At 72.2% G+C, this 2,180-nt stretch carries 2 protein-coding genes; both read right to left on the reverse strand.

The window, feature by feature from the left end:
* Nucleotides 1-90 precede the first annotated feature (90 nt).
* Nucleotides 91-831 carry an OBAP family protein gene (locus SACSA_RS0118750; protein WP_019819254.1) on the reverse strand — a complete coding sequence of 247 codons (741 nt, stop codon included), beginning with the start codon at nucleotides 829-831 and terminating at the stop codon, nucleotides 91-93.
* Between the two features lie 89 nt (nucleotides 832-920).
* Nucleotides 921-2,180: ATP-dependent helicase C-terminal domain-containing protein (locus SACSA_RS0118755; RefSeq protein WP_028662038.1), on the reverse strand; the 1,260-nt coding region annotated here is incomplete at its 5' end.

Raw genomic sequence — 2,180 nt, forward strand, 5'->3', positions numbered from 1 at the left:
CAGCTCGCCGACCCAGCCCACGCGGCCGGGTCGGGCACCACCCGCCGCAGGCTCAGCGGCGGCGCCGGTCCGGGGCCGCTCGAGGTCTGCTCACCGGGAGGGGGACCCGCTGTGGCGCACGTCGACCACGCCCGGGATCGGTGTCGTGGTGCCGTCGAAGTCGTCGGCCATCGCGTCGACACCGCGCTGGGGGTGTGCGAACTCGGCGAAGGAGCGCCGTTGTTCGTGTTTGGCCGCCGTGTCCAGGTTCATGGCCGTGTTCCGGTCGTGTTCGAGGGACTGCTCGCACTCACCATCACGGTTGAACGACCACATCAGTGTCGGCGCTCCCAGCGGCACGGCCGTGCCGGGCTCCCCGTCGTGGCGGCCGGTGTGCCAGGTGTGCCACGTCTTGCCGTAGCTGTTCAGCAACAGCCGGAGAAACGCCTTCTCCGCCGCGTCCGGCAGTCCGGGGGCGACCAGCTGACCGGACAGGACCTCGTAGTTGTGCGGGTGCCAGTAGTCTTTCTCCTCTTCCGGCAGCGAGTCGAACAGGCCCTCGGAGACGATGTATTCGATACCGATCAGGTTCGCCTCGCGGGTGTTGCCGTCGAAGATCACGCACTGCAGCAGGTCGTCGTTGACCACGCGGCAGTAGTGGTGCGCCTCCATCTGCATTCCCGGCTCGCCCTTGGCGCAGTGGAAGCCCACCACGTAGACGTCGAAACCCCGCAGTGGCGTGGTCTCCTGAAGCAGGTTCGCGCCTTGTTCCAGAATCGCGAGCCAGGCGCCCTTGCCCTGCCCGGCCGGAGTCACCGGGGGATGCCGGTCCTTGATCGTCGGATTGGCCATCGTCGCGCTCTTTCCGGTTGACGCCGTTGGTCCCGTCGGTGATTACCCAGCGGCGCCGCTGTCCCAGCAGCCCGGGACACCTCCGTTGGTCACCGCCTTCCGGGGCGGCTCGGCGTCGCGGTGAGCGGGTCGTCCGGCCAGGCGTGTTTGGGGTACCGGCCGCGCAGTTCGGCACGCACCTGCCGGTACCCGTTCCGCCAGAACGAGGCGAGGTCGCCGGTCACCGCCGCGGGACGTCCGGCCGGGTCGAGCAGCCGCAGCACCACCGGCACCCGGCCGCCGCCGACCGTGGGCACGCTGGTCCAGCCGAACACCTCCTGCACCCGTACGGGCAAGGCAGGCTGGTCCGGCTCGTAGTCCACCCGCACGTGCGCGCCGGAGGGGACCTCGATGTGGGGCGGGGCGAGTTCGTCCAGTCGTGAGGCTTCTGGCCACGGCAACAGGCGTCGCAGCGCCTGCCCGGCGTCGATGCGTGCGAGGTCGGCGCGGCCGCGCGCGGCGGACAGCTCCGGTTCCAGCCACTCCTCGGCCGCGGCGAGCAGGGCGGACTCGGTGGTAGCGCGCCACGGTGGGCCGATGACGCGGTGCAGGAACCCCAGCCGGTGCCGGAGCTGGTGGGCGTCGGCGTCCCAGCACAGCAAGCCGGTTCCCTCGGTGGCCAGCCCGTCAAGCAGCGCAGCACGCACCGCCCCGGCCGGGGCCTGGGCCACTGCTTTCTCGGAAAGCACGATCGCGCCCAGCCTGCTGACCGTGCGTGCCCGCACGTCACCGTCGTGCCAATCGATCTCGTCGGTCACCGACGACATCCCGGCGGCGGCCTGTTCGGCGAGGCGTTGATCGGCACGCGCGGCGAGCCGGACGAACCCGTGCGCACGGCCGGGTTCCCGTTCGGCTACCGCGACCGCCAGCCACTCCGACCCCGCCAGCCCCTCCGAGGTGGGCATCCCCGAGGAGTCCTCGACCACCTCAGAACGCGGCACCTCCACCGCCGTCCCGCCACTCATCAGATAGGCGCGGGAGCGCGGCGCCCGTCTGCGGGCGACGCGCTCGGGGTGGGCCAGGGCCACGACCAGTGCTTCGTCCCCGGCATCCGGCGGGTCCGGCGGATCGGGCACCAGCCTCTCCAGGCGGCGCACCTCGCGTCGCCAGCGCCCCGCACCGGGGCCGTTGCCGCGCAGCGTCCTCAGGGCCGTGGCCAGATCGGCGTGCCGGGCGAGGCTGTCGTCGTCGAGCAGGGCGACGACCTCGGCGGCGGTGCGGCGTCCCGCTCTGTCGGCGCCGTCGAGCAGCGCGCGAGCCAATCGGGGATGCAGCCCGAGTGCGGCCATGCGGCGTCCGCGTCGGGTGAC

Origin of the sequence: Saccharomonospora saliphila YIM 90502 (genome assembly GCF_000383795.1) — a bacterium.
GTDB lineage: Bacteria > Actinomycetota > Actinomycetes > Mycobacteriales > Pseudonocardiaceae > Saccharomonospora > Saccharomonospora saliphila.

Excerpts from the sequence above, each read along its gene's own strand:
- SACSA_RS0118750 (WP_019819254.1), bottom strand. The coding sequence starts at position 831 with ATGGCCAATCCGACGATCAAGGACCGGCATCCCCCGGTGACTCCGGCC.